This window comes from Streptomyces sp. LS1784 (assembly GCF_020103755.1).
Taxonomy (GTDB): domain Bacteria; phylum Actinomycetota; class Actinomycetes; order Streptomycetales; family Streptomycetaceae; genus Kitasatospora.
Genome location: NZ_JAHSQD010000008.1, coordinates 23,305 through 47,631, shown reverse-complemented (window position 1 = coordinate 47,631; position 24,327 = coordinate 23,305). Strand labels below are relative to the sequence as shown.

The 24,327-nt window shown below is 69.9% G+C and carries 28 protein-coding genes; 15 read left to right on the top strand and 13 right to left on the bottom strand.

Features of this window, described 5'->3' with window-relative positions:
• Nucleotides 1–85: 85 nt before the first annotated feature.
• The 10 genes from KS423_RS02540 to KS423_RS02495 all read right to left on the bottom strand — a co-directional run bounded on the left by KS423_RS02540 (nucleotide 86) and on the right by KS423_RS02495 (nucleotide 10,459).
• Nucleotides 86–2,443 (bottom strand): XRE family transcriptional regulator, encoded by a 2,358-nt coding sequence (locus tag KS423_RS02540; RefSeq protein WP_224274338.1) that lies wholly within the window; start codon nucleotides 2,441–2,443, stop codon nucleotides 86–88.
• A complete protein-coding gene (locus KS423_RS02535) occupies nucleotides 2,440–2,766 on the bottom strand; it encodes a helix-turn-helix transcriptional regulator (RefSeq protein WP_224274331.1) in 327 nt (108 codons plus the stop codon). The genes KS423_RS02540 and KS423_RS02535 overlap by 4 nt, the downstream gene beginning before the upstream one ends.
• Nucleotides 2,763–3,506 (bottom strand): tyrosine-type recombinase/integrase, encoded by a 744-nt coding sequence (locus KS423_RS02530; protein ID WP_374119891.1) that lies wholly within the window; start codon nucleotides 3,504–3,506, stop codon nucleotides 2,763–2,765. The genes KS423_RS02535 and KS423_RS02530 overlap by 4 nt, the downstream gene beginning before the upstream one ends.
• Nucleotides 3,425–4,120, bottom strand: a complete 696-nt coding sequence (locus KS423_RS48365; RefSeq protein WP_374119890.1) for a transposase — start codon at nucleotides 4,118–4,120, stop codon at nucleotides 3,425–3,427. Before KS423_RS48365 ends, KS423_RS02530 begins: the two co-directional genes overlap by 82 nt.
• A gap of 53 nt (nucleotides 4,121–4,173) precedes the next feature.
• A complete protein-coding gene (locus KS423_RS02520; RefSeq protein WP_224274329.1) occupies nucleotides 4,174–4,560 on the bottom strand; it encodes a hypothetical protein in 387 nt (128 codons plus the stop codon).
• Between the two features lie 297 nt (nucleotides 4,561–4,857).
• Nucleotides 4,858–5,472, bottom strand: a complete 615-nt coding sequence (locus KS423_RS02515; RefSeq protein ID WP_224274327.1) for a hypothetical protein — start codon at nucleotides 5,470–5,472, stop codon at nucleotides 4,858–4,860.
• A gap of 139 nt (nucleotides 5,473–5,611) precedes the next feature.
• Nucleotides 5,612–7,030: an IS4 family transposase gene (locus tag KS423_RS02510; protein WP_224274326.1), complete on the bottom strand. Its 1,419-nt coding sequence runs from the start codon at nucleotides 7,028–7,030 to the stop codon at nucleotides 5,612–5,614.
• A gap of 275 nt (nucleotides 7,031–7,305) precedes the next feature.
• Nucleotides 7,306–9,054 carry a hypothetical protein gene (locus KS423_RS02505; protein WP_224274324.1) on the bottom strand — a complete coding sequence of 583 codons (1,749 nt, stop codon included), beginning with the start codon at nucleotides 9,052–9,054 and terminating at the stop codon, nucleotides 7,306–7,308.
• On the bottom strand, nucleotides 9,051–9,368 hold the full coding sequence (locus KS423_RS02500) for a hypothetical protein (protein WP_224274322.1): 318 nt from the start codon (nucleotides 9,366–9,368) through the stop codon (nucleotides 9,051–9,053). Before KS423_RS02500 ends, KS423_RS02505 begins: the two co-directional genes overlap by 4 nt.
• A complete protein-coding gene (locus KS423_RS02495) occupies nucleotides 9,353–10,459 on the bottom strand; it encodes a site-specific integrase (RefSeq protein ID WP_224274320.1) in 1,107 nt (368 codons plus the stop codon). The genes KS423_RS02500 and KS423_RS02495 overlap by 16 nt, the downstream gene beginning before the upstream one ends.
• A 682-nt stretch (nucleotides 10,460–11,141) precedes the next feature.
• Here KS423_RS02495 and KS423_RS02490 point away from each other — a divergent pair.
• The 12 genes from KS423_RS02490 to KS423_RS02430 all read left to right on the top strand — a co-directional run bounded on the left by KS423_RS02490 (nucleotide 11,142) and on the right by KS423_RS02430 (nucleotide 19,207).
• A complete protein-coding gene (locus tag KS423_RS02490; protein ID WP_224274318.1) occupies nucleotides 11,142–11,369 on the top strand; it encodes a hypothetical protein in 228 nt (75 codons plus the stop codon).
• A gap of 159 nt (nucleotides 11,370–11,528) precedes the next feature.
• Nucleotides 11,529–12,737: an MFS transporter gene (locus KS423_RS02485; RefSeq protein WP_224274311.1), complete on the top strand. Its 1,209-nt coding sequence runs from the start codon at nucleotides 11,529–11,531 to the stop codon at nucleotides 12,735–12,737.
• Between the two features lie 25 nt (nucleotides 12,738–12,762).
• Nucleotides 12,763–13,476 (top strand): HAD family hydrolase, encoded by a 714-nt coding sequence (locus tag KS423_RS02480; RefSeq protein WP_224274309.1) that lies wholly within the window; start codon nucleotides 12,763–12,765, stop codon nucleotides 13,474–13,476.
• A 138-nt stretch (nucleotides 13,477–13,614) separates the two neighbouring features.
• Complete coding sequence (locus tag KS423_RS02475) at nucleotides 13,615–14,199, top strand: DUF4913 domain-containing protein (protein ID WP_224274307.1); 585 nt, start codon at nucleotides 13,615–13,617, stop codon at nucleotides 14,197–14,199.
• Nucleotides 14,196–14,948, top strand: coding sequence for a glycosyl hydrolase (locus KS423_RS02470; RefSeq protein ID WP_224274305.1), 753 nt, complete (start codon nucleotides 14,196–14,198; stop codon nucleotides 14,946–14,948). Before KS423_RS02475 ends, KS423_RS02470 begins: the two co-directional genes overlap by 4 nt.
• Entirely contained in the window at nucleotides 14,945–15,436 is a 492-nt protein-coding gene (locus KS423_RS02465) for a hypothetical protein (RefSeq protein ID WP_224274303.1), read from the top strand. The genes KS423_RS02470 and KS423_RS02465 overlap by 4 nt, the downstream gene beginning before the upstream one ends.
• Entirely contained in the window at nucleotides 15,433–16,086 is a 654-nt protein-coding gene (locus tag KS423_RS02460; RefSeq protein WP_308020124.1) for a hypothetical protein, read from the top strand. Before KS423_RS02465 ends, KS423_RS02460 begins: the two co-directional genes overlap by 4 nt.
• Nucleotides 16,083–16,910, top strand: a complete 828-nt coding sequence (locus KS423_RS02455; RefSeq protein WP_224274302.1) for a helix-turn-helix domain-containing protein — start codon at nucleotides 16,083–16,085, stop codon at nucleotides 16,908–16,910. The genes KS423_RS02460 and KS423_RS02455 overlap by 4 nt, the downstream gene beginning before the upstream one ends.
• Before the next feature lie 126 nt (nucleotides 16,911–17,036).
• Nucleotides 17,037–17,516 carry a DUF317 domain-containing protein gene (locus tag KS423_RS02445; protein ID WP_308020123.1) on the top strand — a complete coding sequence of 160 codons (480 nt, stop codon included), beginning with the start codon at nucleotides 17,037–17,039 and terminating at the stop codon, nucleotides 17,514–17,516.
• Between the two features lie 45 nt (nucleotides 17,517–17,561).
• Nucleotides 17,562–17,834, top strand: coding sequence for a hypothetical protein (locus KS423_RS02440; protein WP_224274300.1), 273 nt, complete (start codon nucleotides 17,562–17,564; stop codon nucleotides 17,832–17,834).
• A gap of 14 nt (nucleotides 17,835–17,848) precedes the next feature.
• The gene (locus KS423_RS02435; protein WP_224274298.1) at nucleotides 17,849–18,697 is read left to right on the top strand and encodes a DUF317 domain-containing protein; all 849 of its coding nucleotides are present in this window, start codon (nucleotides 17,849–17,851) and stop codon (nucleotides 18,695–18,697) included.
• A gap of 24 nt (nucleotides 18,698–18,721) precedes the next feature.
• Nucleotides 18,722–19,207 carry a hypothetical protein gene (locus KS423_RS02430; protein WP_224274296.1) on the top strand — a complete coding sequence of 162 codons (486 nt, stop codon included), beginning with the start codon at nucleotides 18,722–18,724 and terminating at the stop codon, nucleotides 19,205–19,207.
• 7 nt (nucleotides 19,208–19,214) lie between these two features.
• Here the strand turns inward: KS423_RS02430 and KS423_RS02425 are convergent, their stop codons facing one another.
• Nucleotides 19,215–19,454, bottom strand: coding sequence for a hypothetical protein (locus KS423_RS02425; protein ID WP_224274295.1), 240 nt, complete (start codon nucleotides 19,452–19,454; stop codon nucleotides 19,215–19,217).
• Between the two features lie 218 nt (nucleotides 19,455–19,672).
• On the opposite strand from KS423_RS02425, the gene KS423_RS02420 reads away from it, so the two are divergent.
• Together KS423_RS02420 and KS423_RS02415 are read left to right on the top strand one after the other, a co-directional pair.
• The gene (locus KS423_RS02420; protein ID WP_224274293.1) at nucleotides 19,673–20,020 is read left to right on the top strand and encodes a DUF317 domain-containing protein; all 348 of its coding nucleotides are present in this window, start codon (nucleotides 19,673–19,675) and stop codon (nucleotides 20,018–20,020) included.
• A 26-nt stretch (nucleotides 20,021–20,046) separates the two neighbouring features.
• Nucleotides 20,047–20,391, top strand: coding sequence for a hypothetical protein (locus KS423_RS02415; RefSeq protein WP_224274291.1), 345 nt, complete (start codon nucleotides 20,047–20,049; stop codon nucleotides 20,389–20,391).
• Between the two features lie 124 nt (nucleotides 20,392–20,515).
• On the opposite strand, the gene KS423_RS02410 is transcribed toward KS423_RS02415, so the two are convergent.
• Nucleotides 20,516–20,689: a hypothetical protein gene (locus KS423_RS02410; protein ID WP_224274289.1), complete on the bottom strand. Its 174-nt coding sequence runs from the start codon at nucleotides 20,687–20,689 to the stop codon at nucleotides 20,516–20,518.
• A gap of 245 nt (nucleotides 20,690–20,934) precedes the next feature.
• On the opposite strand from KS423_RS02410, the gene KS423_RS02405 reads away from it, so the two are divergent.
• A complete protein-coding gene (locus KS423_RS02405) occupies nucleotides 20,935–21,147 on the top strand; it encodes a hypothetical protein (protein ID WP_224274287.1) in 213 nt (70 codons plus the stop codon).
• Between the two features lie 1,330 nt (nucleotides 21,148–22,477).
• On the opposite strand, the gene KS423_RS02400 is transcribed toward KS423_RS02405, so the two are convergent.
• Nucleotides 22,478–24,307 carry an AAA family ATPase gene (locus tag KS423_RS02400; protein WP_224274285.1) on the bottom strand — a complete coding sequence of 610 codons (1,830 nt, stop codon included), beginning with the start codon at nucleotides 24,305–24,307 and terminating at the stop codon, nucleotides 22,478–22,480.
• Between the last annotated feature and the right edge of the window lie 20 nt (nucleotides 24,308–24,327).

Sequence of the window (24,327 nt, the reverse complement as noted above, 5' to 3'; positions counted from 1 at the left end):
GTCAACACCGCCCGCTCCTCCTCGGACAGCAACAACGGCTCCAACGCGGGACCACGACGACGCACCGGAACATCTGGAGAAGGACTCATGAACGATCTAACGACGGATCTCTGGCGCAGGACACTAGGTACTCGGCCCAGTCGCGTCGGGCGTAGGCGACCCAGCGGAGTGCGGTGTGGCGGTGCATCCCGGTCACGTCGGCGAGGATCGGGCTGGGGAGATCGGCAGCGAGGGCGGCAAGCGCCGCGTTGCGTGCAGTGCGAACTGGGATGCCGTGCCGGTTGAGTTTCTGGGTCATGCCGTGGGTCGAGATCGGCTTGCCGGGGACCATGCCGGGGAATAGCCATCGAGGGCCTGGGTGGGATCGTGAGAGCTGTGGCCGTAGCTGGGGCTGTTCAGCGAGGTGCCGCAGGAGCTCGGCGAGTCGCGGGGGTAGCAGCACGGGGTGACGGCCCAGGACCAGGTGAGTGTGCTGGTCACCGACCTTGAGGTGCTCGGGTGTCAGGTGACAGAGGCGTTCGGTTGACGGGCCGAACAGCAGGGTGATCGCGCCGGCCGCCCGGACGTCCGCGGGCAGGGCATCATCGGTCAGGCAGCGCTGGAGGAGTGGCCATCGATCATCCTCGTCGAGCAGGTCCTGGGGTTCCTGGCTCGGGATGGAGGGGACGGTGAGCTCGCGGGTGAGCTGGCGGCTCGTGGTCCATTTCAGGAAGTAGCGGACCAGGTAGCGACGTTGGCTGGTGGCTCCGGCGATCCAGTCGTCGACGTGCTCCTGGGCGAGGGCAGCAAGGGTCAGGCCGCGCTGGTCTGTCCAGGCCAGGAAGTCCAGGGCGACGCTGATGCGGCGTCGCAGGTCGCGGTCGGCGGAGGCGGGGTGGTGTCGGATGGCGGCCCGTTGGCGGGCGCGTCGGAGCAGGAACCAGTGCAGGAACGGGCGGACGAGGTTGGCGTGCGCGGCCGGCTTGTCCGCGAGCTCGTGCTCCAGCCAGCCGGGGATGCGTTCGAGGTCCTCGTTCCGCTCGACCAACACGCCGGTGTGCACGAGGAGTTGGCGGATGTAGCGCTGGTTCCGGCTGGGCGGGAGCTCGTCGAGCAAGTCGTGGCTGAGCTCGCGCCCTTCGGTCACCAGTCGGGCAAGGAGCTTGGTGTTCGGGCTCTCCTTGATCCACTGGATGGCCGGGAAGGGTGACGGGGCCACTGCCAGCGCCGCTGCGAGCGGCTTGAGCTGCGTGGCGACCGTGCCGTCGGGCCCGGCCAGTAGGGCGTCGACCCGCTCGGCGAGGACGCAGTAAGCGCATTGGCCGCGGCTGTGGGGGTTTCCGGCCCGACCGCACTGCTTGCAGGTGTAGTCGGCGGCGAACCCGACACATGGTCCGCAGACCTCGACGCCGTGATCGTCTCGTGCGACCAGTGGCTGGACCATGCCGCAGCGAGGGCACTCGGCCGGTGACCGGAGCACGGCCGTGTAGCAGACCTGGCAGACCGGACCGATGGGCCACCGGGTGGTGCTCGGCTTGGTCCGGCCGCAGCGGGCGCACGGCTCGCCAGTGCGGTGCCGCTGGTAGCAGGTGGCGCAGATCGGCTGCCCCTGCTCGTCACGGCTGGCGCAGGGGCGGACGCGACTGCAGATCGAGCAGGTTGCTTCGGGGCCCTGGTAGCAGCCGTCGCAGAGGTCCGGCTGCCCGTCACGTGCGTTGCGGGCTATGCGCTTGAGCTGCCCGCACCGGCCGCAGAGGCGCCGTGGTCGGCGATGGCGGTTGTAGCAGAGGTGGCAGACCGCGCCGTCGGCGTCGACGAGAGCGGCGGCGGCAGTCTTTCCACAGGTCACGCAGGTGTGCGTCGGGCGTTTCCAGCACTTGATGCACAGTCCGCGCCCGTCGTCCCGTCGTACCACCGGGTGCCGGAGCTGGCCGCAGTCGGCGCACTCTTCGAAGGTGACGGGGTCCGTGCGGTAACACCGGCTGCAGATCGGCCCTTCGGGGCGCCGTGCGGTGACGCGCTGGCCATCTCGGTGGCAGCGTGCGCAAGTTGCCAGACGGTTCCGGGCGCCACACGTCCCACAGAGCCGTCCCTCAGGCCGCAGGTCCCGTAGGTCGGTCCGGACCTTGCCGCAGTGAGCGCAACCGGGTCGGACCACCGGGTGGCCGGCTTCGTCCAGCACCTGGATCAGCCGCAGCAGAACCGGCGGGCAGAGCGAACTGCCCGACGCCAACGCGTCAGGGTGGGCGGCGAGGTGTCCGGCCAGTTCCTCCAGGAACTTCGCTGCCCCGCGCACAGGGATCGGGACCGCGGTCACCAGTGCGGCCTCGGCCTCCTGGGCGTCGAGCGACGGCAGCATCGAGGTGAGCTGGCCAATGGCGGCGGACGTCGCGGCCTCCATGCGGGCGGCCTGCGCGGCGAGCCGGGCGACGGTTGACGGAGCAGTCGGAGAGGATGCGTTCACAGACCCTCCGGCCGTCGGATCGCGGTCCGTCGCACGGCCGGCAGCGGCCCCGGCGTCTCGCCGCCGGCGGTCTTGCGTACCTCTTCGTTGACGACCTGGACCTCGATGAGGTCGTTGGGCTGGCAGCCGAGGATGTCGCACAGAGCCGCGAGGGTGTCCATCGACAGCCGCTGCGGCGGCTGTGTGACCAGGCGGAAGACCTGCTCACGTGAGAGGCTGACGCCCCGTTCGGCCAGCAATGGCACCAGGTCGCTGGTCTGGAACATGTCCCGGTCGGCCATGAGCTTGCGCAGGTTCCAGCGGTAGCCCATCTTCTTGATCACTTCGGGTCCTCCCAGATTCCGGGGTATCGCTGGCCCAACTTCTTGTGCAGCAACCGGTTTCGGTACTCGTCCGAGACGCCGGTGTAGAGGGCTGTCGTGCTCGCGTAGCTATGGCCGGCCCGGTCTTGGATGAACCGCTCCGGGTAGTCAAATTCGGTCAAATGGGTTATATAGGAATGTCTTAGGCAGTGCAGTTCGAGTTCTTCGGGCAGGCCGGCGGCCTGCTTGGCGGCTTCGAAGGCTTCGTTCGCCGAGCGACGTGACAGGCGCCCGCACCGCTCGGTGACCCAGATCGCGGGGTGCTTCCCCACGTTGAACCGCGGTCTGACCTCGGTCAGGTAGTGGTCGAGGTCGTCGACGATCCAGTCCATCTCGGGGACGGTGAAGATGGTGCGGCGCTTGGGCGGGCTGCCCTTGGAGGACTTGCCCCAGCGCACGAACACCGCGCCGTGGCGCTTGTATTGCGGGGCCTTCGGGTTGCGCCGCAGGTCGGCGATGTCGAGGCCGACGTTCTCCCGGCGCCGCATGCCGTAGGCGTAGTAGGTCTTGATCAGAGCGGAGTCGCGCATCGCGGTCAACACGCCCTTGCGGCCCCGCTTCCGGATCTCCTCGACTCGACCGTCGGCGGCGTCGAACAGGTCCTGGATCTCGTCGTAGGTCAGCGGTCGCCGGCGCGGGTCGCCCTCGTACTCGCTGACGTGGGTGACGGTGTTCCACTCGTGCAGGATCTGGACCGGCACCTTCGGACCACGCCGAGGTCGATCAGCAGCTGGGAGACCTTCTTGCTCGTCATCGAGGTGCCGCGGTCGGCGTGCACGGTGTGTGGCACGATGCCGTTACGCTCGATGGCCTCACGGATCAACTCCTCGGCCCGCTCGGCTGATTCGGCCCGTTCGACGGTGTGGCCGACGACGTAGCGGCTGTAGATGTCGATCATCACGTAGGCGTGGTACCAGATGCCCTTGACCGGGCCGGGCAGGCGGGTGATGTCCCATGTCCATACCTGCGAGGGGCCGTTAGCCACGAGCTCGGGGATGGTGCGGGGCGGGTGCGTGGCCTGGCGGCGGCGTTCGCCGTTCTGTCCGGCGGCGGCCAGAATCCGGTACATGGTGCGGATCGAGCAGTGGTAGCGCCCGGTGTCCAGCTCCCGAGCCCAGATCTGCGCGGGAGGCAGCTCGGCGTACTCGGGGCTGTCCATAAGCGCCAGCACGGCGGCGCGCTCGGTGGGCGACAGCGCCTGCGGCGGAGCGGATCTGGGACGCTTCGGCTTCTCGGCCGGCTCCTTGGGGTGCAGGTGCCGGTGGTGGGTGGCCCGGGACCTTCCGGTCAGCCGGCAGGCCGCCACGATCCCCACGTGATTTGCCAACTCATCCGCGAATGCGGGGAGGTGGGCGTCCAGGACGTGCTTCAGTCCGCGCTCTCGGAGACCGATTCCAAGAGCGCGACAGCTTTTCCCAGGACCTCCACCGCGGCCTTGTTCTTCGCCAGCTCCCGCTTGAGTCGCTCGTTCTCCCGGCGGAGCTTCTCGTTTTCGATCTCGGCCGCCGTCTTCTTCGGCCTGGACGGGCTCTTGCGGTGGTCGGCCAGCCGCTCCAGCGCGCCGGCCTCGCGGGCGGCCCGCCATTCCTGAATGTGCGAGTGGTACAGGCGCTCGCGTCGCAGCAGGGCCCCGCGCTCGGCGGAAGAGGAGGCGGCCTCGTACTGCTCAAGGACGCGGAGCTTGTACTCGGCGGTGAAGGTACGGCGCTTCGGCTTCGCGGCCGGGTCGGTCCCGTCGGGGTTGGTGCTGTTCATTACTGGGTGGTACTCCTGTGTCTCGCCCTCTCAAACTACACAAACCCGCCGAAACGGGACGTCTCACCCAAACCTGTCACAGAGGGCCGGCCGACAGGCGTGAGCGCATGCGAACGCCGTGCTCCTTGAGGAACGTGCGTCGAAGTTCGCCGTTGATGAGAGTCCAGGCCACCAGCCGCAGTTCCTCCCGAAGGACGGCTGGGCAGTGCTCCCAGAAGATCGATCTGCGTCCCTGGCTGCAACACCGTTGCGTTTGGGCTGTGAGTCGTACGTCAAGCCCCAGCCTCGACCGTGCCCTCAGCCGAAGACAATGGCATGGCCGCTGGCGATGCTCGACTGGCATGCTGCATAGAGCTGGGCCCAGGCGAACTTCTCGGGCTCGAAGGGGTCAGTGCGCGGCATGTCCACCAGTTTGGCCTGCTCCGCACGGGAGAGCGTTCCGTCCTCGTCGGGATGGATGTCGATCCCCGGTGCCAGCCAAACCAGCTCGGACTGCAAACGCTGGCTGGACCCGACCATTCCGTACCCTAGGACTTCGTCATCTTCGGGCAGGAACAGCGGCTCATTCATGTCAACCGGCACGTAGTAACCCCCGTTGTCGGCATGGCAGAGCAGGTGTGACGAAAACATGGTCAGCTCGTCATCGACCTTCTGCTGGTCCCGGGCGTACTGCTCAGCGTCCACGGCGTGAGCGGGGGTGACAGCTTCCCCGCGCAGCCGCAGGACGAACGCACGGCGCAGGTGGCTCAGGTAGCTGTAGGGAAAGCCTCCGGCGTAGAGGACATCGCCAGCGGGATCCGTGCCCGGTTCGCGCCAGTCGATGCCCTGCCTGGTAAGTGCCTGGTTGAGCAGGGCGAAGGCGCTCAGATGGTGTTCCCATCCCTCGGGGTCGTTGCGGGCCAGGTCGTTCAACAACCCCACTGTTATCGAGAGTCCCATGCCCACAAGGTTAAGAGGAGGGTCTGACACGGCAGCTGCAGTTCGTGATCGCTGACGTGTTCGTGCTGTTCTTGCGTCCTGAACATGAAAGGGAGTTGGTTGTCGGACGCGTTTAGCGGCGGGCGCGGGGTGAAAGTCCGCCTTCCATGGCGTGGATCTCGACGGAGAGGGTGTAGGTCTGGGCGGTCTGCGGGTGTTTTCCTGCGTTCGGCCCGTACTTGCTCGTTGGGTTCTTGCGGCTGCGGGCCTTGACGCGCTGGCGCCGCGCGGTGGGCAGTAGGTTGTCCAGGACCATCCGGCCGATCGGTCCGAGCAGGGGGTTGGGTCCGGCGGCGTGTATGCCGGTGGCGGTGGTGACTTGATCGGCGGCGGCCTGCAGCAGAACGGTGAAGCTGATCCGCTCCATGGCCAGACCCGGTCGAGCGGTGACCGCGTCGGCCGCGGTGCGGATGAGCGCCTGGTAGGTCGCCAGAAGCGCGTAGACCTCCTGGTCCAGGCCCGGGACGCTGCGCGAGCGCAGGACGCGGCCGTCGAGCATGGTCGCCTTGATCGAGAAGTAGGTGGTCTCCACCTGCCACCGGCGGTGGTAGAGCTCCACGAGTTCGCTGGCGGGGTAGCGCTCGTGGTCGAGGAGGCTGGTGACCAGCCGCCACGGTTCGCGCCGAGTGGTGCCGTCGGCGAGGGTGACGGTGATCCACGCCTCGATCATGCGCACCGGCAGCGTGCTGTAGCCACTCCCGGCCCGGTAGGGGGCGGCCAGGCGGGCCAGGTAGGAGCCGTCGGGCAGGCGGCGCTGGATGGTGGGGCGGCGCCGGGCGGAGGAACGCACCAGGAACTGAGCGCCGGTCGCGGTCACCTCGCGCAGGAACTCCACGGCGTCGAAGGCGGCATCGCCGAGCAGCAGCATCGAGGCATCCAGGCAGCTCAGCAGGTGGCGGGCGTAGGGAAGTTCACCCTCGTCCTCGGGGCCGAAGCAGGCGGCGAGCACGGCCCGGGTGCCGCACTCGACCACCACGAGCAGGCGTAGCAGCGGGTAACCGAACTCCAGCAACTCGCCGACGCGCTTCGGGTAGCGCCAGGTGACCTGCTCGTCGTCGGGCACGTGCAGATGCGTGCCGTCCAGTGCCACGGTCCGCAGCCCGCGGTAGAAGGACCCGGCCTGGCCGCGATCGGCGACCGGGCCCGCGAGGACCTCGAACAGGCGGCGCAACGGGACCGCTCCCACCCGGCGTCGGGCTCTGGCCAGCGACGATGCAGCCGGGCGGACAGGGGCGAGTACGTCAAGGGCTGCGGTGAGCTTGCCCCACACCACCCGGTAGGAGCACTGCTCGAACAGGGCCAGGGCCAGGACGAAATACACCACGACCCGGGACGGCAGTAGCCGAAGCCGCTTCTCGCGTGCCCCGGTCTCCTCCAGCACCGCGTCGACCAGCGCGAAGTCCACGATCTGGGTCAGCTCGCCCAGATGCCCGGGCGCATGGACACCCGCGGCTGTCTCGATGGTGCGGGTGATGGCAGACTTCTCCTGCAACGGGACCCCTGGTTCTTGATCACATGGCTCGACACCACAGTGATCTACCAGGGGTCCCGTTCTGGCTGATCAGCGGCTTGACGAACCACCAGTCAGCCAAACGCAACGGCGTTGTCCCTGGCTGGGGTCTTCGATCAACGGGGCCATGGGCCAGATGAGGGCGCCGTAATTGGCGTTGAGGTGAGCGTGCTCCGCCACGACCAGGTGCGCGGGGACGACCGGGGTGGCCGGGGTCGGCAGCGGAAGACGGAAAGGATCGGGCTGGGCAGCGGCGGTCACGGGTTGAGCTCCCCGGTCAGCAAGTGGTCGATGATCTCACTGTCGGTTTCGGTGATCCGGGCCAGCGCATGCCGCCAGCCGCCGTCACCGATCGTGTTCTTTAGGTCTCCCAGACGGGCGTGCGCATCGCCCCAGTCCCGTTCCCACGCGGCCGGCGGCAGCACGGATCGAACCTGGGCGAGGGCCTGGTGCAGGTGAGCGAGCCGGGGATGGTGGTCTGCGTGGACGCGGGCGTTGCTGCAGGCCAGACACAACAGGAACGAAGCGCCGCAGCCTCCGCTGGAGGCGGGGACGGGACTGTTATCGGAGTCCGAGCAGTCCGCAGTCGCGGTCTCCGCGTGGGCCGGGTCGCGGACCTCGCTCAGCTCCGCGGCCAACTTCACCGTTTCACGGGCCTTGCGGACGGCGGAGGCGGCGCCGGCCGCGATGACAGGTACGGCCGCGGTCTGGACCCGCTGATCGGGCAGCGCGTAGGTCCGGTCGTGTGTCTCCTGCGAGTGCTGGGCTCGCTCGCCGCGCTCGACGGCCAACACCGTCCGGCGTCCGCGCTGGAACGGTGAGCCGCCGAGGCCCTCCTTCTTCGCCCAGTCCGATGCGTCGTCATAGCTGACGCCGAACCGGATCGGACCGACCGGCGGCGGCCGTTCCATGTCGCCGGTCGTCTTGTCGGATCGGTAGGTGCGCCAGGCGATGAAATGGTCGATGCCTGGGGCGAGTTGGTCGGCGAGGGCACGGGCGAAGCAGGTTGCCCGCAAGGCCTGGGTGATCAGCCGCCCCGGGGAGTCGGCGCCGCTGTCGGTGACGTTCTCCGTCTCGTAGTAGCGTCCGGCGCCGCGGCGGTACTTCACCAGCGGGATGCGGTAGGTCGGATGCCCGTCCATCCCTGGATCGGCGGTTGCGCGCGATATGAGGGCGCGGTCGATCACCGACAGATTCCACCCGTACTCGGCCATCAACAGCACCCCCAGCGCGGTCGCCTCCCGCCGGGACAGGAACAGCCGCTGCCACGTCACCTCAGACTTCGCCCCGCCCAGCACCCGGCGGTATCTGCCGACCAACGCCATCTGACCGGCGGGCCTTCGGGTATGGGGCAGGGTGCCTGTGCGGGCAAGGAGGTCGAGGGCCTCCCCGAGCTTCCAGTCGTGGCTGTCCGCGGCAAACTCTCCGTCCCGCCAGCGTTCCAGGTGCCTGGCGTTGTCCTCGATCCGCAGCAGCGCGGTCCGGAATATTCGCCGGGCGACGAGCTTGACCTGGTCGAAGTCCGCTTCGTTGAAGGACTGCCGCGTGCTCGGAAGATCGCTGACGCGCCGGGCCAGTTCCTCCACCACGGGCCCTGTCTGGAGGCGGGCGTCGCCCCGCAGCAGAAGCGACACGCTGCTGAACTGCATCCGCCCGCCGGCGGTCGTCCGCGTGCTCAGCCACCAGCGCTTCACCAGCGCGGCTGAAAGCTCGTCCAGATCTCTCGGGGGCTGGTCCTGCTGCGACAGAAACGTCGCGAAGCCGACCACGAGGCGATGGATGCTCTTCGAGGTGCTGTGGCGGGTCCAGGAGCTGCCGCACCGGGCGGCGAACAACGCGGCGAGCGAGCGCTGCAGCGGCTCAGCCACCGGCAGGGCGGAGAAGTCGTACTCCTTGACACGGCCATCCGTGTTGCAGTGACGGACTATCAACCCGTCGAACGCCAACAGCTCGGGGCGACTGTGATCGGCCGGCGGCAGTGATGCCTTGCGCCCGCGGGCACTCACTCGGCGCCCCCGGCGAGCGTCATACAGGCATCGATGTCCTGGATGCCCTCCGCGTCACGGGCCACGCGCGCGAACAGACAATCCAGACTCGGCATCGGAGCATCGGGCGGTACTGCCGCGTCGGCGAGCAGTGACTGCAACTGCAGATGCCGCACCGGAGCCAGATACGTCTCAACCGTTGTCTCCCGCGAGGCGTGACCCAAGAGCCCTTGGACCATGAACCACGGATCACCGTAGAGCAACCTGAAGTCCCGCCGCTCGGCCGGCGTCAGGCCGTAGCGCCGGTCCATCACCTCGTTCAGCACGACCAGCATGAAAGCGCAAAGCTATGCCGGCCGGCGTGAACGGTCGCGTAGGGGGCGAAGACCTGATGCGGATCCCGACCCAGGTGCTCGGGCGGGGTCAGGACGCGCTCGCACCGCTGGTTCGCCGTGCGGAACACCCCTTCCCACGAATGCGGCTGAAACGGCAGCCCCTGCTCGTTCAGCCACAACCACAGCGGCTCGGGTCCCTCCGGGCCCTCGGTGAACAGCAGCATCCGCTCCTGCCAGGTCAGCCGAGCCAGTTCCCGCTCGCCGACGACGCCGTCCTGGTCGCACCACCGCACCCTCGGCTTCGTCCCGCGCGTGACCTCGGTGACCTCTCGCCGCTCGGGCAGCCGGTCGTACCGGCCCGCCCTCTGGGCCTGCCGCACCGCCCATGCCCGCGACGAGTCCACGTAGCTCTCGACATCACCCACCGCGCCGGTCGAGACGTAGAACGTCCGCGACTTCTTCGACCGGGTCACCTCGGCCGCGATCCTCCCGTAGCAGTAACGGCTTTCTGGCAGAGTGAGTTTGGGGATCTCGAACGTCAGCAGCGAACCCGCCTCCAGACGCCGCAGGCCCGACGACGTCACCAACCGTGTGAACGCCACGTTCCGGTCCTCCAGCCGGCCCATCCAGCCTCGCTCCGGCACCCCATGGCGGGTGTGGCCCCGTAGCCCCACGTTGATCCACAGCCGCCACGTACGCGGCGTCAGCCAGTGCACGTTCGACGGCCTACTGTCCTTCGCCTTCGCCGTTGCGACGGTCAACACCTCACCCCGCCGACCCAGAACCTGCCTGGTCGCCACCGGACTCCGGGTGATCCAGCGCTCCTTGACCGCCCACGCGAACAGCCCCGAGAACGCGGCCAACTCCCGGTTCCACTTGGACCCGCCGACCCGGACCGGATTCTCAGCCGCGCGCAGACGCCAGTGCTCGTAGTCCTCCAGATCCCGCGCCATCGCCTCCCTCCACGACCGCCCGCGACTCGACAGAAAGGTCAGCAGCAATGCGATATCCGTCGCATAGTTCCGCTTCGTCTCGACCGAATGGCGGCGGAAGCCCGGCGACTGCACGTACAGGCTCAGCAGGGGGTCCACCCGGTAGTCCGGCGACAAGAAGATTGGATCGCCCGCCCGGACCCCGACACCGCCCCCTCACGCTCTGTCAGGTCAGCCCATCCAGTCAGCAACCGGTCCGATATCCCGCCCCGAGCTCTCCCGGACGGCACCCAGCACACCCGCCACTCCACCTCGACCACACCTCTCTTGATCGGCTTCAACACGCCGATTCAACAGGGAACTCGTCGAGCTCCGGTACGACGCGCGATGGCTCGTGCTTCGCGCCTCCGACGTCGGCGCACCCCACCACCGGGCCAGGGTCTTCCTCACCGCCTGGCCCGCCGACGGCGGCGCTACTCAAAACTCCCACGTCCAACATCGCGACGAACGGCGGCTCGCAACATCCGGAGAAGAGGAAGCGCGGGGGCCATGGTCCGAATTTGGCGGACGAGGTGGAGTGGCTGCTGCCCACGCCGAAGGCGTCGGACGGGATCAAGGGCTCGCCGAACCAGCGGCACGGCGGCGGGGACCTGACCCTGCCCTCGGCAGCGGCCTCGCTCCGACCCTCCTCACCCCGGAACCCAGCCTCGCGTTCCCGCAGGCGGGCGGCTCCGCCCGCGCCGGAAGCGATGGCACTGCCGCTGTGGGCGGAGGCCACGCCGCAGTCCGACTCGACCCCGGACGATGGGGACCGTACGCCGCCGCCGTCGCCCGATGGGAGATGCTCACGCACCCGGCACCGCCGGCCACCGACGAGGGCGGCAAGCTCCGGGCCGAGTTCGTCGAGTGGATGCAAGGGCTCGCGCCGGGCTGGGTGACCGCTACCCCGGGCCTGGGCCGACCGGCCCAGCTCACCGCCCTCGGCAACGGCGTCGTCCTCCAACAGGCCCGCCAGGCATTGGAGTTGCTGGAACCTCCCTTCCCTCCGTGCCCGCGCTGTCGTACCTGATGAGGGGCTTCTACCCCTTCTTCCCGGCCGTACCAAATCCCGGAATCCGCGGACCCTTCTCTCCGCAGCCGCACCGAGCCGAGGGGGCTGTCATGCCTGCGCATGCCCCGGTCCAGCGCGCCCGCGCGCCGCCGGCCGTACGACCGAAGGACCTTCTCCTTGACCACCACCACCGCCTGCGGCCCAGCCCAGGACAGCGGATACCGCGCTGTCCTGGGCTCGCCGCACGTCGCCCGCCTGCTGGGCGGCACCCTGATCGGCCGCCTACCCACCGGCATGGCGCCGATCGCGATCCTTCTGCTGGTGCGCGCCGAGCACGGCCCGCTCGCCCTGGCCGGCGCCCTCGGAGCCCTGTACGGCCTCGCCTCCGCGCTCGGGCAGCCGCTGCTCGGGCGCCTGGTCGACCGCCACGGCCAGATTCAGGTCCTCGCCCCCGCCACGATCGCCGCCAGTACGGCGTTCCTGCTGCTGCCGTGCACCGGTCCGGTCCGTCACCCGGTGCTCGCCTCGCTGACGGTGCTGGTGGCGGGGCTGGCGACGCCACCGCTGGAGGCAGGTCTTCGGGCGCTCTGGCCGGTGCTGCTGCCCGATGCCGGGCGCCAGCGCACCGCGCTCTCGCTGGACAGCAGCACCCAAGGCCTGGTGTTCGTAGCGGGTCCACTGCTGGCCACCGGCTTCGCGACCGGTGCCGGAGCGACCACCGCGCTGGTGGCGACCGCGGCGCTCGGCCTGCTCGGCACCGGCCTGGTCGTCACCTCCCACCCCTCCCGCGCCTGGACGCCCGCGGAGTTCACCGAGGCAGTGCACTGGACGGGGCCGCTGCGGGTGCCCGGGCTGCGGGTGCTGTTCGCCGCGCTGATCGGCACCGGTGTGGCGCTCGGCGCCGTCAACGTCCTGGCGCTGTCCGCCGCCGAGCGCCACCATGCCGGGTGGCTGGCCGGGGTGATGCCGGCCGCGCTGTCCATCGGCAGCATGCTCGGTGGCCTCGCCTACGGCCGCCACCCCTGGCCCGGCGCCCCCGCCAAGCACCTGGTCGCCGCCTCCATCGGCTTCGCGGCCGGATGGCTGCCGCTGCTGCCCGACCCCGCGCCTGCCGTCGCCGTCCTGGGCGCCGTGCTGCCCGGCTCCTTCCTCGCCCCGCTGCTGACGGCGGCGTTCCTCACCGTCGACCACCTCGCCCCCGAGGGAGAAGCGACCGAGGCATTCGCCTGGCTGATCGCCTGCATCGGCGTCGGCCAGGCCACCGGCACCGCCCTCGCTTCCCTCTCCTCCAGCGTCGGCCCGCAGTTCCTCGCGGTCGTTCCCCTCACCGGGGCTGGTGCCGCGCTGTGGCTGCTGCGCCGCTTCAACGACCGCCTTTCCACCTGACCCGCACACATCCGAAGGACCTGCCGTGAACACCGCCCTCTTCGCCGCCACGACTCCCGCCACCCGTATGCACGTTGTCTGGGACTGGAACGGTACGGTCAAGGACGACCTCGACGACCACGTCTCCGCACTGAACGCGACCCTGCCCGCTCTCGGCGGCGCCCCGGTCGACCGGGAGACCTACCGGGCCAAGCACACCGTCCCGATCCCCCGCTTCTACGCCCGCCTGCTCGGCCGCACGATCACCGAGCAGGAGTGGATCTCCAGCGACAACGCCTTCCTGGCCCACCTGCGCGCCCAGCCGGTGCGCGTGCGCGACGGCGCGACCGAGCTGATGACCGCCCTGCGCGAGGCCGGCCACACCCAGTCGCTGCTGTCGCTGTGCCCGCACGACACCCTCGTGCGCGAGGTCGAACAGGCCGGCATCGGCCACTTCTTCAGCCGGTACGAGGGCCGCATCGGGCCCTCCGGCGGCACCAAGGCCGCACCTCTCACCACCCACCTCGAAGCCCTCGGCCTCACCGAGCAGGCGAACCGGGTGCTGCTGGTCGGCGACGCGGTCGACGATGCCGACGCTGCCCACGCCAACGGCGCCCACGCGGTGCTGCACACCGGCGGGCTGCACCACCCTGCCAAGCTCGCCGCCACCGGCTACCCGCTCACCGACACCCTTGCTGACGCTGTCGCCCTCGGCCTGCGCCTCGCCCAGGACCACAGCACCCAACTGGCCTGCGCCTAGCACCGATCGGCGGCCGGACCAAGCCGCCGTTCCTGCGGACCATCTCCCTCAACGACTGCTTCACCGGAGCCCTACCGTGACCCGAAGAAAACCTTCCGACCCCGGCCTCTCCGACCGTCCGAACCTCCTGGATGTGCCATGTCCGACCCGATGCCGGGCACCCCCGAGCCCGATCCGATCCACATCCCCGACGAGGACCTCGACGACCTCGTCAGCGCCCTGAACCGCACCATGGCCGAGGTCCGCCAGCACGGCGTCATCCTCGACCGTCTCAGCTCCGAACCCGACGACGAGACGGGGTCCGGCTCCATCGAGCCGGACCCCGGCAGTGAGGACGCGCCCGAGGCCGCTCCGCCGCTGTTCATCCTCGCGATGGGCGGCGCGCAGTACGCCGCCGAGCTGGCCGAGCTGTCGTTCTGGGTCACCCACATCCTGCTGCCCGTCTACGGCCGGGAGATCGGCTCCATCCGCCCGTGGTGCGCGAAGTGGCCCGAGCACCCCGAGGCCGTCGCCCGCCTCCACGCGCTGTGGCTGGCCTGGCAGCAGTTGACCGCCGCCGAGGCCGGCCATGGCGGCCCTTCGACGTGGCATCGCGACCACCTCGACCACGCCATCGCCCAACTCCGGTCCCCGGAAGGTCCGTTCGCCGCGTGCACCACGAGCCCCTCCCGGCCGGCCCACCGCGTCCTGTCCACCCCCGACCAGCTGGGACTCGCCACATGAAGGACACCGACTTCCGGCTCGACAACCTCGAACCCGCCGACGAGCACACCGCCGAACTGTACGAGTCCACTTGGGTCAGCGACTTCAAGACGATCTCCCAGCACGATGTGGGCGACCACAGTTTCATCATCGCCTTCGATGCCTCGGCCACCTGGGGCTACCCCAACATGCCCAACATCGCATCCTTCGATCTCGTGCGCGACAGCAGCCAGGCGACCTTCAGCATGCACAGGTCCAAGCACGCCACCTTCGCGTTCGCGCAGAACTGGCTCGTCAACCGCGACTGCCCTCCGGATGTGCTCGCGCCGATCATCGACGTCCCCAAGCCAGCCGACGAGCTGACCGTCCATGTCGAGGACCGCATTCGGCGCTCGGGCGAGGGCCTTGCGGTCGTCGACTACCAGGTCATCGACGGGTCCGACGTCGAGGGCTGGAGCATCGCCGTCGACCGCCAGGACAAGGAGCTGCCCGTCCGGCTGTTCCTGGAAACGCTCCAGCCCGACCAGTACACCTACACGGTGCGTGAGGGGGCGTTCGCCAACCACGCCGCCGCCGAGAAGTGGCTGGAGCAGCGCTCCACTCCGCTGCCCGACGCGCCGGAGTATCGCCTCAATGCGGCGGCCCTGCGCACCCGCGCCGCCCTCGCCCGCAGCACCGCCTCCTCGGCCGCCGTCACCGCCGCCGACGTTCTGGCCGCCGCGCCCGCAGCCGCAGCCGCCGCGCGGCCCGGCAGGGGGCGGTCTCAGTGAGCCGCGCCAAGTTCGCCTTCTCCGCACACCCTGATGCCATCGCCGACCTGCGCCAACTCCCCGACGCCATCCGCGACCAGGCCCTGCTGCACCTGCAGGACCTCGTGCACGGCGAGCGCGTCGCCAAGCGCCTCGACGGCCGGCTGGAGGGCTGCCACAAGATCTACCTCGGCGTCGGCGACCAGTTCGCCAGCCACCGCCTGGTCGTGCAGTTCCGCGACGCCCCGCCGGCCTCAAGGCACGCACGCGAGGTCCATCTCGTCGCCGCCGGCCCGCGGCTGGACTACGCGGTCTACCGCTCTGCCCAGAACCGCCTGGGCCGCACCGGGCTCAACCACCCCGCCGGTCTCAGCCCCACCGAGGAGGCCCGGGTGCGCGCCGCCCGTGCCCGCTCCACGCGCCCGGCACCGGCGGCTGCCCCCGGCACCGCGTACACCACAGCCTCTCCCGGCTACGCCCCCAACTCCGCTGCTCGAAAGGCCCGATGATGACCACCGCGCCCACCCACGCCGAACTCGCCACCTGGCTCGTCGAGGCCGCCGAAGCCGTCTCCGGCATCGTCACCACCCAGCGCTCCACCCCGCTCTCCCGCTCCTACCTCCACCCCGTCCTCGGCCCGCTCGCCGCCGGGCCCGAGGTGCTCACGGCCCTGGCGAACCGCATGGAGGACCTGCTCGACGAGGAGCTGCCGACCGCCCCGGCCACCCTGTTCACCCTGGCCTCCTACGCCTCCGCCCTGGGCTGGCTCACCGAGTCGCTCTCCGAACTGACACAGACCGTCGACGCCCTGGCCACCATGGCCGGTCTTCCGCCGCGCCCCGGTGCCGCGCCCACCGTCCCTGGGGAGCTGGACGGTTTCGACCTCTCCGGCTACGCCCCGCGCGACCAGGAGACGGTCACCACCCTGGCGGCCGAAGCCGCGCTCCCGCCCGGCCTCTACCTCCAGGTCCTGGGACGATCCCTGCTCGCCGCCTCGGACTTCACCGACGCGTGCATGGAGATCGTCGGCGCCCTGACCGAGGACGCCCACGACCTCCTCAAGGAGTCGGTCAGCTTCATACGCCTGGGCGGCAACGGCCCCGACAGCCTGCCCACCCTGGTCCGCTCCCTCATCGCCCGGATGGAGACGACCGAGTGAACCCGCACGACCAGCTGGCGAAGCCGGCCCCTGCCATGACCACCGCCGACGCGGCACGCGTGGAGAACGTCCTGCGCCATCTGGCCCCGAAGTGGACCACGCACTTCGTCCACACGATCGCCAAGTACGGCCCGGAGCTGCGCGTGCGCGACGTCGCCCACCGCCATCCGGCGATCAACCAGCCGTACGTGAGCAAGCGCCTCGCCGCCATGGCGGACGCCGGGCTGGTGAACCGCGACACCACCTTCGACCGCTGGGCGCCGTACCGGCTCAGCGCCGGCGCGCGAACGCTCGGCCCGCTCTACCGCGCGGTGGCCCAGTGGTCCTCCGAGCACCTCGACCGCCCACCGCAGGGCCGCTCCGACCGGATCGAGGACGCCCTGCGCCGTCTGCAGCTGATGGACACCACCGAGGTGGTCCGGCTGCTCTCGGAACACGGGAGCATGCGGGTGGGCCACCTTGGGGAGCGCGTCGGCGTCTCCGAGCAGCTCATCGCCACCCGGCTCAACCGCATGCAGGCCGACGGCCTGGTCTCCCGCACCGGCTCCCGGCACGGCGCCCCCTACATCCTGACCGACGCCGGGCGCGCCCTCGCGCCCGTGTACACCGCCGTGCAGCAGTGGGACAACTGGCACTCGGCCGCCCAGGCCGTTCGGATGCCGGCTGCCACCCGCACCCTGGTCACCGGAGCGGACACAGTGCGAACCGCGGCGGCACTGCGGCGAAGCCCCGCCCCCGCGGGCCTGTTCAGCCACACCCCGGCCCCGCAGCCGCGCGTCCCCGCAGCAGTGACGGCGGCCTCCCACCCCTCCCGCGGGCGGTGACCGCCGTGAACACCCAGTCCAGAACCCTTCCCATCTCCGGCTCCCCCGCGTCCGCACACCGCCGCCCCGGCCCCGCCACTGCCGGCGTGCGGGCCCGTTCCCCACCTCGTTCAGGATCTCCTCCCGGTGCTCTCCACCTCCCCCTTGCTCGTCCACCCGCTCCGTCTCGCCGGCCCCGGCGACCAACGGCTCATCACCGACGCACTCGACACCGCCCCCGGCTGGAGCCGAGACCGCTCACCCGACGGAGTACTCCGCTTCACCAGCCCCTGCCGAACCGCCGTCATCACCGGTGAACCCGCGACCGGCCACCCTGGCGCCTGGACCGTCCACGGCTACCGCTCGCCCGGCTCCGCCCCACTGTGGCGTGCGTCGTTCGCGCCCGGCACGCCCGCCGAGATCACCGCCGCCTTCACGACCACCCTCGTCCACGGCCTACGCAGCGGGCACCGCGACTACCTGCGCGGAGGCCCCCACCACCTCCCGGCCACCCCCGCCTCCGTCCTCGCCGACCGCGGCTGGCGGCCCGACCAGAGCACCCCGGGCTTCCACGACCAGGTCGCCTCCGACCTCACCGCCGTCTACCGGCACCGCATCGGCCACTAGCCGCCCGACGCCGAGGCCGCCGGCCGGACCCCGCCGGCCTGGAGCATGCTCGCCGGAAACCTGCGAAACCCCTCCTGGCGTGCGGACTTCACCACCGGCGTGCCCTTCTACCCCCTCGTCCGCGCCACCCTCCTCTTCAGCTCGCCCGCGCCCGTGAAACGGCGCCGCTGCGACATCCCCGCCCACCACCTCCCTCACCTCACCGCCCGGACGCCCTCCGAAGCCGCCGACGCCCGCCCGGCACCCCGCAGTCGGCCGACCGCACCCGCCACCCCGTCCGCCGCCCGGCCCGCGCCCGCTGCGGCGCGCCGCCGCTGACCCTGGACAATCCGATGCCGTACACCCCCGAGAAGCCCCGCGAGTACCGGATCACCCCCCGCTACCTCGCCAACGGGGACGCCAACGGCTCCCCGGCCATCCAGCGCATCCTGGACGCCGGCTGGGCCCTCAGCAGGGACGAGCTGGCGAACATCTTCGTCACCTCGCCGGACCTGCGGGCCCGCCTGGCGTACCTGCCCGAGGGCGAGGACTCGACGCTGTGGAAGATCAGCGCGGGGCCGGACGCCTTCGCCCCGCCGCAGTGGCTGGTCACCTTCGACGACCGCACCCCGCCCGAGGTCGTCGAGGACTTCACCGCCGCGCTCGCCGACGCCTACGCACACGGTCCCGAGGCCTACCTGGGAGGCGGCGGCCGAACCTCCGGAGCCGACACCGCCCTCCGGCTCCTGGCCGACGGCTGGCGCCTGGACCCCGCCACGCCGTTCCTGAGCTACCAGTCGCCCGACCGCCTCATCCAGCTCCACCGACGGGACAACCCGCTGCGGCACGAAGCCGAGATGGCCGGCGACACCGAGCGCTGGCTGTTCGAGGTCGGCCCGCCCCGAGGCATCTGGTACGCCACCGCCTCCTCACGCCTGCCCGAGCACCTGCTCCAGACCCTCACCACCGCCGTCACCGACCGGACACCGGTCAACCGGTACATGCGGCGCGTCGACCTGGAGCACCTGCCCGCCGTCGCCACCGCGACCCCGACGGCGCCCAGCCCCCTGGAGGTCGCGCGCGTCCGCGCGGCCACCTCCCGCTCGCTCTCCGTTCCCCGCACCGCGCCCTCCGCGCTCGCCTACAGCACCACCACCCGCCCTCCGGCGCTCCCGGCCGCCTCTGCCGGACGCTCCCGCTGACCACCCGCGCCTCAAAGGAACCCCGTGCCCGACGCCACCGCCCTGGAGCACGCCGACGCGATGATCGAGAAGGCCTGGGGCCGGCCGATCACCGAACTGGAGAAGGCCGCGACCCGCCACCCCGTCGAGGATCCCCTGCTGCGCGCGGCCATGCACAGCCGCGGCTACCTCACGGTGGTCTCCAACTCCGTTGCCGTGCACCAAGAACGGCTGCACGCCCTCACCCGTCCCGGTCACGTCCCCGCCTTCTACGACCTCGACCGGATCACGGAATCGGCGAGCGCCCTGCGGACCGCCCATGCCGAGAGCAACACCGCCTTGCAGGCGATCCGCCACGTCGTCGACGCCCGCGAACTCGCCCTGCAAACTCAGAACGGTCCCGGCACCGAGCGCGTGAAGGCAGCCACCGCGCGCAGCACGCACGCTCCGCGTCCGGTGAGTCTTCCCGCGGAACGGCCCGCCCCGCCGACCGCAGCCGCTCCAGCTGCCTCGGCCGCGAACCGGCGGTAGCGGACGGTCAGTTCACGTCCTGGTCGTGGTGGGCGCCAGGGTCGGCGGCGCCCACCACGCGGGCCAGCTCCTCCAGCGTCAGCTCCACGCGCCGGCCGTCCACCAGCCTGGCCTCGACCACCTCGGCCTGCGCCCGCTCGGCACGACTCGCCGTGTTCACGGCCCACTGGCCGTCGGCGATCATGGCGATGTCGCCCCTCGTCCACGCCCGGCCCGCGCTGCGGCTCTTGCGCTCCAGCGCCGCCATGTCTCGGCCTCTGCTCGGCTCCAACGCCGTCCCCCTTCAGACCTGCGTACGGCGTCTCGCCGTAACCCCTCTTCAGCACCGGGCCCCGCCGATCCATTCCCGGGCCGGTTCGCCCACGGCAGACCGGTCGTCGCCGGAAACGACTACGAGCTTCGGTACATCGCATGTCAACGTACTCATGTCGCCGAAACCGCAGGTCAACGAAGGGACCCGGCTCCATGAGCACGTCCACCAACCTCCTGCCCGCCCCTGTCCGCCCCGCCGTCCAGGAGCGCGGCCGGCTCTCCCCCGACCACGGTGCGGAGCCGGTGCTCTCCCTGCTCGACGGCCTCGGCTGGACCATCGTGGACACCCCCGAGGCCAACCTCCACTGCACCAGCCCGGACGGACGGGTCTACGTCGGCTGGCTGCCCGAGGACCCGGGCGCGTGGCAGCGCGGCATCGTCTGGCGCGTCCACGTCCGGCCCGCCGATGCCGCCGCCTGGAGCCAGGAGTTCGGCACCCACACGCCTTCCGAAGCCGTCGCCGGGTCCCTCGCCGCGCTCGCCGCCAACCCGTCCCGATAGACCAACACCCCCGATCGGAGCACTACTTGACCACACCCCGACTGGACCACATCGTCGCCCACGGCACACCCCGCACCGGCCTCGGGCTCGCCCTCGACGACCTACGCATCGCCTGTGCCGACGGCTTCTGCCTCTCGGTGCTCGCCCCTGACCCCGCCGAGACGTACCTGCTGCCCGCCCGGACGCTCGAAGTCGGCTTCCCCACTCGGCGGCCCGAGCCCTGGAGCCGCTGGCGGTCCTACCTCGAACCCGCCGCCGACGAAGACGACCCCACCGAGTCCGTGTACCTGCACGTCCCCGTCGCCCTGGTCCGGGACCTGATCGAATCCCACGGAGGCGAAGCCCGGCTCCTTCCCCGCCAGCGTTCCTGACGCCGTATCCGTCCCGGCCGGGTCGGTCGCCATCGCGCTCGGCCGCCTGGCCACCGATGGCCTGGTGGTGCTCGAAGCCGAGGGCGAGCCGCCGGCTCTGCGGCCCTACCGCCTCGCCGACTGATCACCCGCCCCCGAAGGAGACAGCACGAATACCCATCACGTCGACTTCCACCCGGTCGTCGTCACCGCCACCACCGAGCACCGCGCGAGCCGCCGCATCCTCGCCAGCCCCCATCTGCGGATCGTACGCGCCGACCAGGTCCTCCCCGGCGACCTGATCGTCTCCGCCTTCCAACCCGCCGGTCCCGGCCGCTTCCGGTGCACCGACTACTTCGCCTCCGGCCCCTACTCGGCCCGCCCCGGGCTCTACAACCCGGACTGCGGCTGCGGCGTCTGCTGCCTCCCCGATGCTCAAGGCCCGGACGGCGCCGTCGTCCTCACGACCGGCCAGCCATGGGACACCTGCGACCCGTGGCCCGCCGACGGCCTCGTCCTCATCCGCCCGAACACCCCGCCCACCATCAGCCCGAGGAAACGCCCGTGCCCCAGAACCTGACCGTCGCCCACCTGATCGCCCAGCTCCAGGACCTCGACCCGGGCCTGACCGTCCGGCTCGCAGTGAACCCGGACTGGCCGTTCTCGCACCTGCCGGCTGCAAACCTCGTCGTCCACAACAACGTCGTCTACCTGCCTGAGGACGGCCAGGAGGGCTACCTGCCCACCGCCGTCCGCGAAGAACTGGCCTGGGCCTGAATCACCCGACCGAAGGAGAACCGCATCCCCACCCCCGATCACCCGGGCCTCGCCCAACCGCTCGACAACCTCGCCCTGCGGCCCATACCGCCGCGGACGAGCGGAGCCCTCGTCCACAGCATCCCCGCCTCGCCCGACCAGCCGATCAAGGTCTCCTGGATCCCCGACCCCGCACCCCGGCTGCCGCTCAGCCGCATCCGACTCCGGTGGGAACCAGCCATCGGAGCCGGCTGGGACGTCACCGCCCACCTCGGCCTCGCAACCACTGAGGTGCACCTGGCCACTTGGACCGCCGCCACCGACGACTGGCCCCGCCTCGTCCGCCCCACCCTGCGGGAGGTCACGGCGCTGTGCTCCGCCCTCGCCGTCGCCACCGCCGCGCTCCGCGTCGCGGTCTCCTCACCACCCGCGGTCGCATGCCCTTCCCATTCAGACGCAGCGAGAGCGGCCTCCCCCGAATCTGGTTCGTCCTCCACCTGCCCCCAGTCGACCGACGAAGAAGGGGCAGCCGAGGAACAAGAGCTCTGGGGCTACCGCGAGGTAGCAGCGCATCTGGGCATCAACCTTCGCGCCGTTCACGCCCGACGCGCGCGTGGTTCCCTACCTGCTCCTGACGACACGAGCGTTCTTGACCGCCCCCGCTGGAAGGCGAGCACGTTCCAGAGCTGGAAGCCCCGAGGCCAGGGCTATCGCCGTGACCTCCAAAACGCTCCGACCGACGACGAAACCACCGATTGACCAGGCAGGTACCCAGCCACTCCCGGTGCTCGTCCAGCCCGTTCAGCCTCGACCGCCGCTCCCATTCAGCGCTTGGCGCCTCACCGAGCATACGAGCAGCAGTACAGAGGACCGCCACCATTCGGAGGCGGTCCTCTCACCGTCCGGCCCACTCCCAGTCGATGTCGACGGGCGTCCCTCCGGAGGCCACGGCACGCCGAGCAGCACCAACAGCGGGAGGAGCTCCGTTAGCGCCAAGCGTTGCTCTTGATCGCTATGCGATGACACCGGCAACCTTCGGTGGCCGACTAGGCAGGCGCGGATGTTCGGCCAGTGGCCTCCGAGGTACCCACACAGCAGAGTGTCAGTGGTGCAGGAAAGAATACGGGCAGAGAGGAGGAGAGATGACTTCCGAGCAAGGCTCCTTGCATGACACCTTCCCTGCTCCTAACGGGTGCCGTTGGTGCGGCATCAACGAGCGATCCCATGCACGGCAATGGGTGGAGGAGGCAGGCTGGCATGCCTGGACCACCCCGACCAGCGAACAGCGCAAAGCAAGGATGAAGGCCCGACGTGTCGCCCAGCTCGAGCAGACCATGCAGTCCGGAAACGATCAGCCTGCCATCGACCGCAAAGCCGCAAACTCCTCCCTGAGCTGCGGCGGCACATCCGACGGAGAGAGCAAGGATGTCGCCAGCTCGTAAACCATTTCAGGCTTCCCGCCAGGACTTGCACTTCCTTGCTCCTGGATCATCTCCAAGATGCCCTTGCTGAACTTTCTGCCATCACGATGGGCCTTGAAGTCCGCGGCTTCCCAAGGCAGCTGGCCTTCGGGACGAGGCCACTTGTTGTTGGCTACCCGGGCCCACTGCTCGTCCTCGAAGATCTCCTCGAGTTCGTTGAGGCCCTTCGCCTCACCCACGAACGACACCTGCGTCGCCGGGTCGAGACCGTACCAGCGCAGCTTGTCCTCCCGGAAGAACTTGGCGACGTTACGGCTGTCAGCGTCAACGAGCAATCTGACAGTACGACGCTGGCTGGCCAGATACCGGGCGAGATGAAGAGCCCCCTCGTTGTTGTTGCAGGCCCACAGGGCAATACCCGCAGCCTGCAGCGACAGACCTTCCGAGAGGCGGAAAAGCACGGGGATGGCCTGCTGTTCAGTGGGGCCCTCCACGGCGAGGAAGCAACGCTCGTGGAGCAGGACTGAATTGCGCAAGCCCAGCGCGGAAGCGATCTTCCCGAGGTGCACGTCGATGCCTTCGTGCGTGTCCTCGGCAAGGCGTTCCATGACGGTACGCCCAGCCTCGAGTCTCAGGTGGACAACGTCAGCGATGTCAACCCCGTCGATGAGGTTCATCGAATGGGTAGCGACGATGACCTTGACCGAGTCCGTCGCGCACTGGCGACGGATAAGGTCCATCACCGTCCGCTGGTGGCTGTAGTCCAGATGTGTATCGGGTTCGTCGTAGGCGACGATCGTCTGGACGGGTGGGGTGTCATCCTCACTGGGCTGGGGGTCTTCCAGAAGCTTGCTCGTCCATTCCCAAACGGCGAGGGCGATCCGGCGGTTGCTTCCGCGCCCGGACCTGGAAAGGTCGACACGCTCGCCGCGGGACCGGGAGATGTGCAGATGAGCGTGCTTGAAACCGTGAGAGAACGAGATCTCCGGCTCCACTGAGACGTCCACGAGGTCGGGGCAATGCGATTTGATGTGCTCACACAAATCGGCGGCATCAGCCTTGACCGAGGTTGTCACCTCGGACTCGATCTTCCGCAGCCGCTTCTGCAACCCATCGTCGCCGAGATGGGTTCGGTAGCTTCCGTCCAACGCCGTGTGAATGGCCCGGTCCGGGCTCTCGTCCTTCCCACTGAACGGCAGCAGTCTCGGAAGCCGTCGTACGAGTTGATTCGGAAGTGCGATCCACTCCCAGGCCTGGGCCGACTGGTCCGCGTGTGCGACCAGTGCGGCTTGCAGGTCGGCCTTCACACCCTTGCCTTCAGCGTGCAAGCCGAAGGTTTCCATCAACTCTTTCAGCTCTGAGACGAGCAAGGATCCGACGTCCCGAAGCCTGGGATCGGCCGGGATCCGGGCCCAGTATTCGAGCACGGGCGCACCGTCGCCCTCGACGCGGCGGCGAATCCTCAACTCGGACGGAAAGCCCATCGCCTGTTCCGAGCTGTCCAGCGCAAAACTTCCCTCTACCCATGTCAAGGCACAGCGAGCCGGCGTAGCGGCGGAGGCGTCGAGTCCATGTGTGGTTTCGTAGGTCCGATCCTGTTCGGTCAGGCGGTACCCGCCGAGGAGAAAGTCGAGAGCGGCGAGCACTGCACTCTTGCCGCCATCATTGTGGCCGGCAAGGATCGTCGGCGCGCTGACAGGAATGTTCTCAACCAATGTCAGCGAGCGGAACCCACTGATGGAGAAGTCCTTCAGATGCACAGTTTCAGCCGCTCCGCTCT

Coding starts and splice junctions, on each gene's coding strand:
- KS423_RS02520 (WP_224274329.1), bottom strand. CDS start 4,560: ATGAACAGCACCAACCCCGACGGGACCGACCCGGCCGCGAAGCCGAAG.
- KS423_RS02440 (WP_224274300.1), top strand. CDS start 17,562: ATGCTCGCCGGAAACCTGCGAAACCCCTCCTGGCGTGCGGACTTCACC.
- KS423_RS02460 (WP_308020124.1), top strand. CDS start 15,433: ATGATGACCACCGCGCCCACCCACGCCGAACTCGCCACCTGGCTCGTC.
- KS423_RS02420 (WP_224274293.1), top strand. CDS start 19,673: ATGAGCACGTCCACCAACCTCCTGCCCGCCCCTGTCCGCCCCGCCGTC.
- KS423_RS02490 (WP_224274318.1), top strand. CDS start 11,142: ATGCTCACGCACCCGGCACCGCCGGCCACCGACGAGGGCGGCAAGCTC.
- KS423_RS02500 (WP_224274322.1), bottom strand. CDS start 9,368: ATGCTGGTCGTGCTGAACGAGGTGATGGACCGGCGCTACGGCCTGACG.
- KS423_RS02470 (WP_224274305.1), top strand. CDS start 14,196: ATGAAGGACACCGACTTCCGGCTCGACAACCTCGAACCCGCCGACGAG.
- KS423_RS02475 (WP_224274307.1), top strand. CDS start 13,615: ATGTCCGACCCGATGCCGGGCACCCCCGAGCCCGATCCGATCCACATC.
- KS423_RS02425 (WP_224274295.1), bottom strand. CDS start 19,454: ATGGCGGCGCTGGAGCGCAAGAGCCGCAGCGCGGGCCGGGCGTGGACG.
- KS423_RS02435 (WP_224274298.1), top strand. CDS start 17,849: ATGCCGTACACCCCCGAGAAGCCCCGCGAGTACCGGATCACCCCCCGC.